The organism is Streptomyces sp. KLMMK (genome assembly GCF_036961605.1).
GTDB lineage: Bacteria > Actinomycetota > Actinomycetes > Streptomycetales > Streptomycetaceae > Streptomyces > Streptomyces telluris.
On the sequence record NZ_JBAMDC010000377.1, the window covers coordinates 1 to 6,206 of the forward strand.

The 6,206-nt window shown below is 73.4% G+C and carries 6 protein-coding genes and 1 pseudogene; 4 read left to right on the forward strand and 3 right to left on the reverse strand.

Annotated features, from left to right (window positions below; genetic code table 11):
* The 3 genes and pseudogenes from V7793_RS31460 to purU form a co-directional block, all read left to right on the forward strand.
* Nucleotides 1-636, forward strand: a pseudogene (locus V7793_RS31460) (hypothetical protein); the annotation flags it as partial.
* Between the two features lie 107 nt (nucleotides 637-743).
* Complete coding sequence (locus V7793_RS31465) at nucleotides 744-1,244, forward strand: SCO4402 family protein (protein ID WP_443058033.1); 501 nt, start codon at nucleotides 744-746, stop codon at nucleotides 1,242-1,244.
* 71 nt (nucleotides 1,245-1,315) lie between these two features.
* Nucleotides 1,316-2,209: a formyltetrahydrofolate deformylase gene (gene purU, locus V7793_RS31470; protein WP_336013025.1), complete on the forward strand. Its 894-nt coding sequence runs from the start codon at nucleotides 1,316-1,318 to the stop codon at nucleotides 2,207-2,209.
* Nucleotides 2,210-2,350: 141 nt separating this feature from the next.
* On the opposite strand, the gene V7793_RS31475 is transcribed toward purU, so the two are convergent.
* A complete protein-coding gene (locus V7793_RS31475) occupies nucleotides 2,351-3,586 on the reverse strand; it encodes a zf-HC2 domain-containing protein (RefSeq protein ID WP_336013027.1) in 1,236 nt (411 codons plus the stop codon).
* Nucleotides 3,583-4,170, reverse strand: a complete 588-nt coding sequence (locus tag V7793_RS31480; protein ID WP_336013028.1) for a sigma-70 family RNA polymerase sigma factor — start codon at nucleotides 4,168-4,170, stop codon at nucleotides 3,583-3,585. The genes V7793_RS31475 and V7793_RS31480 overlap by 4 nt, the downstream gene beginning before the upstream one ends.
* Before the next feature lie 473 nt (nucleotides 4,171-4,643).
* Between V7793_RS31480 and V7793_RS31485 the strand changes: the two genes are divergently transcribed.
* Nucleotides 4,644-5,039 (forward strand): STAS domain-containing protein, encoded by a 396-nt coding sequence (locus V7793_RS31485; RefSeq protein ID WP_058045842.1) that lies wholly within the window; start codon nucleotides 4,644-4,646, stop codon nucleotides 5,037-5,039.
* A gap of 46 nt (nucleotides 5,040-5,085) precedes the next feature.
* Here the strand turns inward: V7793_RS31485 and V7793_RS31490 are convergent.
* On the reverse strand, nucleotides 5,086-6,206 hold a 1,121-nt coding region (locus V7793_RS31490), incomplete at its 5' end, for a sensor histidine kinase (protein ID WP_443058032.1).

The following is a 6,206-nucleotide window of genomic DNA, read 5'->3' on the forward strand; positions in this document are numbered from 1 at the left end:
GTCGGCATCGTCGTCGCGGGCTGCGCCGCCGCCGGGCTCGCCGCCGGGGCGCTGCTCAGCGGCGGGGACGAGAAGAAGAGCGACCCCCCGCAGAACGCCGCGGTCAGCTCCGCGGCGCCCAGCAGCACGCCGGAGGCCGGCGGCGGGAAGAAGAAGGAGCCGTCGGCCGGCCCCGCGGACCCGGCCGTCGCCCAGGCCAAGGCCCTGGACGCCCTGCTGAAGGACAGCAACAACAGCCGCGACGCCGTCATCAAGGCGGTCGATTCCACCCGTAACTGCAAGGACCTGGGCAAGTCCGCCTCCGACCTGCGCGACGCCGCCAAGCAGCGCGACGGCCTGGTGACCCGCCTCCAGCAGACGGCGATCGACAAGCTCCCCAACAGCGCCCAGCTCGCGGCGCAGCTGACCAAGGCCTGGAAGTCCTCCGCGTCCGCGGACACCCATTACGCGGCGTGGGCGGACCAGGTGGGCGGCAAGCACGGGTGCGTCAAGGGCCACGCCCGCCCGTCCGGCGAGAGCGTCGCGGGCGACCGGGCCAGCGGCGAGGCGACCGCCGCCAAGAAGGCGGCCGCGGAGCTGTGGAACCCGATCGCCAAGAAGTACGGACTGTCGCAGCACTCCTGGGCACAGCTGTAGCGGCCGGGGCGCCCGGCGGCGATCTCCGCTGACGCCGGCGGGCGCGGCGGTCGCGGGCGCGGAATCCGGGGGCCGGAGCGGGCCGCCCGGGTGGGAACGTACGATCGATTGCTATGCAGGGTTCGGAGAAGTCTTCCCGCCGCGGCCGCCGCTCGACCACCATGGACGGCATGCCGCTCAATGACATGCCGTGGTGGCGCTGGCGTGCGCATGTGCGCTCGGCGCTGCACATGCTCTCGGACCCCGACTTCCAGCGCGAGCGCTGGCTCGCGGGCGACGCGGGATTCGGGGACGTGACCGACGCCGTCTACCGGCTGGTCGAGGACACCTGGCTGGACAACTGGTCGGCCGAGAAGTACATCGGGACGATCTTCCGGGACTCGGGCGAGGCCGCGCTCGTCGACCTGGCCGTGCTGCGGGTCCTGCGGATCATGCACCAGGTCGGGCCCGACGCGCCCGTCTCGGCGTACCTGGAGCACCACAGCTGGCCCGAGGCCGTACAGGCCGCCCGGGAGGCGCACGTACGGCTGGCGCTGAACGACGGGGACGAGCCGGAGGTGCCGCCGCGCCCGCTGGACGTCCTGGACCGGCTCACACAGGCGCGCTGACCCCGCGCCGCCGGGCGCCGCGGGGTCCGGGCGGTCCGTCGGGCCCCGCGGGTGTGCGAGGCTATTGGGCTATGAACGCCTCCCAGTCCCCTGCCGCCGAAGGGGCCCCCGCGCAGCCCGAGCAGTACGTCCTCACCCTCTCCTGCCCCGACAAGCAGGGCATCGTCCACGCGGTGTCCAGCTACCTCTTCATGACCGGGTGCAACATCGAGGACAGCCAGCAGTTCGGTGACCGCGACACCGGGCTCTTCTTCATGCGCGTCCACTTCGGCGCGGAGGCGTCCGTCACCGTGGAGAAGCTGCGGGCCAGCTTCGCCGCCATCGGGGACTCGTTCCACATGGACTGGCAGATCCACCGGGCGGACGAGAAGATGCGCATCGTCCTGATGGTGTCCAAGTTCGGCCACTGCCTGAACGACCTGCTCTTCCGCTCCCGGATCGGCGCCCTGCCGGTGGAGATCGCCGCCGTGGTCTCCAACCACACCGACTTCGCCGAGCTCGTCGGCTCCTACGGCGTCCCCTTCCACCACATTCCGGTCACGAAGGACAACAAGCCGGAGGCGGAGGCGAAGCTCCTGGAGCTCGTCCAGGCGGAGAACGTCGAGCTGGTCGTCCTCGCCCGCTACATGCAGGTGCTCTCCGACGACCTCTGCAAGGTCCTCTCCGGCAAGATCATCAACATTCACCACTCCTTCCTGCCGAGCTTCAAGGGCGCGAGGCCGTACCACCAGGCGCACGCGCGCGGCGTGAAGCTGATCGGTGCCACCGCGCACTACGTGACCGCGGACCTCGACGAGGGCCCGATCATCGAGCAGGAGGTCGAGCGCGTCGGCCACGAGGTCACCCCGGAGCAGCTCGTCGCCGTCGGCCGCGACGTCGAGTGCCAGGCCCTCGCGCGCGCGGTGAAGTGGCACAGCGAGCACCGGGTGCTCCTGAACGGGCGCCGGACGGTCGTCTTCGCGTAGCGGCGCAGAACCCGTAGAACCCGTAGAACCTGCAGAACCTGCAGAACGGCTTGTGGCCCGCATCCTCGATGCGGGCCACAAGCCGTTCCGGGCCCCCTGCCTCCCCTGGGCTCCTTGGGTCCTCTGCGTCCCCTGCGGCTCCTACATCCGCGACAGCGAAGCCGTCGCGTACAAGGCGTCCAGGATCGCCTCACGGTCCCCTGTGTGGCCCGCTGCGGCCTCCTCCGGGTGGACGTGGCCCGCGGCCAGGCGGCAGAACTCCAGGGCGTCCAGGGCCACGTGGGCGACCTCGTCCTCCGGGGCGGCCCCGGCCGCGGGGGAGTCGAGGGGGACGTACCAGTGGCCGCCGCCGCTGCCTTCGACCTCCAGGTGCAGCGTGCGGCCCGGGGCACCCGCCGCGGTCAGGGCACGCGGCGGCGGGGCGAGGCCGGCGCGGCGGCGGTCGGCGATGACCGACGGGAGCATGCGGGCGGTCAGGTCGACCAGGTCGTGGAGGTGGCCGGGCGAGGGCGGGCGGTAGGGGTAGTCGACGGCTTCGGCGATGTCCTCCGCGTGGATCCAGCATTCGAAGGCCCGGTCGAGGAACGCATCGCGCAGGGGGAGGGTGAACCGTCCGTCCAGGACGGGAAGTTCCGCGGCGCCGCCGTCGGCGAACGACGCGCTCCGTATCAGTGCGTGCCCCTGCCGCCGCCACTCCGTGCGGACCGCGCCGGGCGGGCCCGCGGCGGCCTCCGCGGCCTCGTCCGGCGGCTCCGGGAGACCCAGGGCCGTGGCGACGCAGCCGTCGGCGGCCGTGAGGTGGGCGATGACCGCGGCGACCGTCATGTCGCGCTCCACGGCCCGCGATCCGTCGAACCACTGCAGCCGCACCGGCGCCTGCCACTCCGCCTCGCCGAAGTCGCGCAGGAGGGCGTCGAGCCGGGCGGTCTCCGCGTCGTAGGGGGCGACCCAGGAGGGCAGGGGGACGCGGGCCGGGCGGCGGCCCAGACAGGAGGCGAGCACGCGGGAGCGCAGCCGCGGGTCGAGGTCCAGATTGTCCTCCGGGTGCAGCAGGGCGACGGCTTCGCGCAGTCGTACGGCCTCGTCCGCGCAGGTGGCGCAGTCGGTCAGGTGGGCCTCGACGGCCGCGGTCTCCTCGGGGGAGCAGGCGGCGAGGGCCCAGGCGCCGAGGAGGGATTTGAGGACCTTGTGCGACATCGGGGCCGTCTCGGGAGCGATCGGAGCCGTCTCGGCAGCGGGGGCGGGGGCGGCTTCCGGCCACCGTGCGGTGTCCTCGGCGGCGGTCCGGGGCAGCGGTATGCGTGGCGGACGGGGCGGACCGGAAGCGCCGTTTCCGTCTTGACGGCCGGGTCCGCCCCGGCCGGGTGCCGCGCTCACAGTGTCCCTCCGCGTGCGGGCGGCGAGACGGCGCGCGGCCCGGGGTGCGCGGTGGAGAGCAGCTGCAGGCCCAGGCGCAGCCGGCGGCGCGCCTCGTCCTCCGTGACGCCGAGGTGGGCGGCGGCCCGGCGGTAGTCGAGACGGCGCAGGTAGGCGAGGTCGAGGGCGGCGCGCAGCGGGGCCGGCATGGAGGTGACGATGTAGTCGGCGCGGGCGGCGGCGGACGCCGCGCGGACCTTCTCCTCGATCTCGTCGGGCGTGGCCGCGCCGTCGCTCTGCGACTGCCGCAGCCGCTCGACGGCCTGACGGTGGGTGAGCCCGGCGATCCAGGAGCGCAGCGAGCCCTCGCGGGGGTCGAACTCGCCGGGGTGCTCCCAGACATGGCCGAAGACCTCGCGCGTGACGCGGTCGGCGCCGGCCTCGTCCCCGAGGACGCGGTGGGCGAGGGTGTGCACGAGGGAGGCGAAGCGGTCGTAGAGCTCGCCGAGGGCGGCGGCCTCGCCGTGCGCGAGCCGCTGCTGCATCTTGCGGTCCCACCGGGGTGGTGCTGCTGCTGTTACTGCTGATGATGCGTCGGTCGCCATGGCTGCCCCTCCGTCCGCCCGTTCTGCCCGTCCGTCCGTCCGCCTGCCGGTCGGCGTCGCGCTGGTGTGCGTCGCACTCATGACCACTACCCGCGGCGCGCAACGCTTGTGCTCACGGTCACATACTCCTCGAATGTAGTGGCCGGGTCCGACAGTCAGGCCGTCTTTGCGGGGAACATCGTGAAGATCGCCCCGCCGGACGGCCCCGGATGGTATTGCCCCGGTCACTTTCCGCACATCTGGCCGATCGTTACGGATCGTACGTGCGCGAATGTGCCGATGTGTTATGCGGGTGTGACCGGAACTTTGGGGATTAAGGGTTCGAGCTGGGCATAGGCTCGTTGGGGGCCGGTTCTGTGCATCCGGTCCCACCGGCGTTTCACGAGGGAGAGACGGGGGAGACGCCGGGCAGCCACGGCTGCGGAAAGGTCCGTTCCGGGGAGCGAGAGACCGAGCGAAGGGGCTTCGAGCGCGTGACGTTGAAGGTGAAGGACGCCGAGCGGGGGGACTGGGCCGTCCTCCGGGTCTCCGGCGAGATGGACCTGGTGACGTCGCCGGTGGTCCGGCAACGCGTGCACGACGCGGTCGCCGACGGACGGCGCAGCCTCGTGCTCGACCTGGCCGAGGTGCGCTTCTGCGACTCCAGCGGCGTCGGCGTGCTGATCGCCGCCCGCCGCCTGATGCGCTCCTGTCAGGGGCGCCTGAGACTCATCCTGCCCCCGCAGGGCGGCGCGGCGGACGGCTCCCACGTCAACAGGGTGCTCGGCGCACTCGGGGTGCGCCGCCTGTTCGAGATCTATCCGGACCTGGCCACGGCCACCCACGAGGGCCGCGACAGCGGCGACCCCCTCCCCGCGCAGTCCGCGTAGGACCGGCGCTCCCTCCCTTGGAAGGGCCCCTCACGAGGGCCCGCCCCTACCCCTCCCGCGGGAATCCTGCCCGCACGACGAAGCCGCCCTCCCGCGTCGCGTGCGCCTCCATCGTTCCGCCCAGGCTCTGCGCCCGCTCGCGCAGTCCCACCAGTCCGTGCCCGCCGCCGGGCAGTCCGGGCGCCGGTACGGCCGCGTCCGGCGGCCCGTTGCGGATCTCCACCAGGAGCGTCTCCGCGGCGTCCTCCGCCAGCCGCACCCGTACGTGGGCGCCCGGCGCGTGCTTACGGGCGTTGGTCAGCGCTTCCTGCACCGTACGGAACGCCGCCCGTTCGACAGCCTCGGAGCGCGCGGTCCGCGCGCCGCACGTGTTCTCGTACGTCACGTCGAGCGCGCTCAGCTCGATCAGCCGCGGCAGGTCCGCGAGGCGCGGCTGCGGGGTGAGCTCCTCGGTGTCGGCCCCGGCGGCGCGCAGGATGCCGACCATGTGCCGGAGCTCCTCGAGCGTGCGCACGGACAGCTCGCGGATCCTGCGGGCCCCCTCGCGCGCCCGGTCGTCCCCCGTGCTGATCTGCACGGCGCCGGCCTGCAGGCTGATCAGGCTGACCTGGTGGGCGACGACGTCGTGCATCTCGCGGGCGAGCCGGGCGCGCTCGGTGGCCAGGACCTGGTCGGCGAGCAGCCGGTCCTCGCGCGCCCGGCTGCGCGTCAGCTCGTCCAGCCGGGAGGCGAGCTCGCGCCGGGTGCGGGTGAGCAGGCCGAGCGCGACGGGCGTGGCGGCGGTGACGCACGCGTCGACGAACTGCAGGGCCGCCTCGCGCCGGTCGTCGAAGGACAGCTCCGAGATCGGGTACGGCAGGAAGTGCGCGACGGCCAGCAGCGCGGCGGCCCCGACGAGCAGGCGCCGGTCCGGGCGCAGCGTCGCCACCGTGTACAGCGCGATCATCGGGGCGAACCAGATGTAGCCGATGTAGATGCCGGGCAGCGTCACGGCGAAGACGGTGAGCGGGAAGCGCCTGCGCCACAGCAGCGCGACCGCGGCCAGCAGCGACACGCCCAGGTCCAGGCCGGGCCCCGGCCCGTTGACCAGCACCGCGTCCAGGGCGGCGATCAGCACGGGCACCACCAGCAGCACGGCGGTGTGCGCCCGCGGGGGGAGCCGGGAGC

Coding starts and splice junctions, on each gene's coding strand:
- purU (WP_336013025.1), top strand. CDS start 1,316: ATGAACGCCTCCCAGTCCCCTGCCGCCGAAGGGGCCCCCGCGCAGCCC.
- V7793_RS31480 (WP_336013028.1), bottom strand. CDS start 4,170: ATGGCGACCGACGCATCATCAGCAGTAACAGCAGCAGCACCACCCCGG.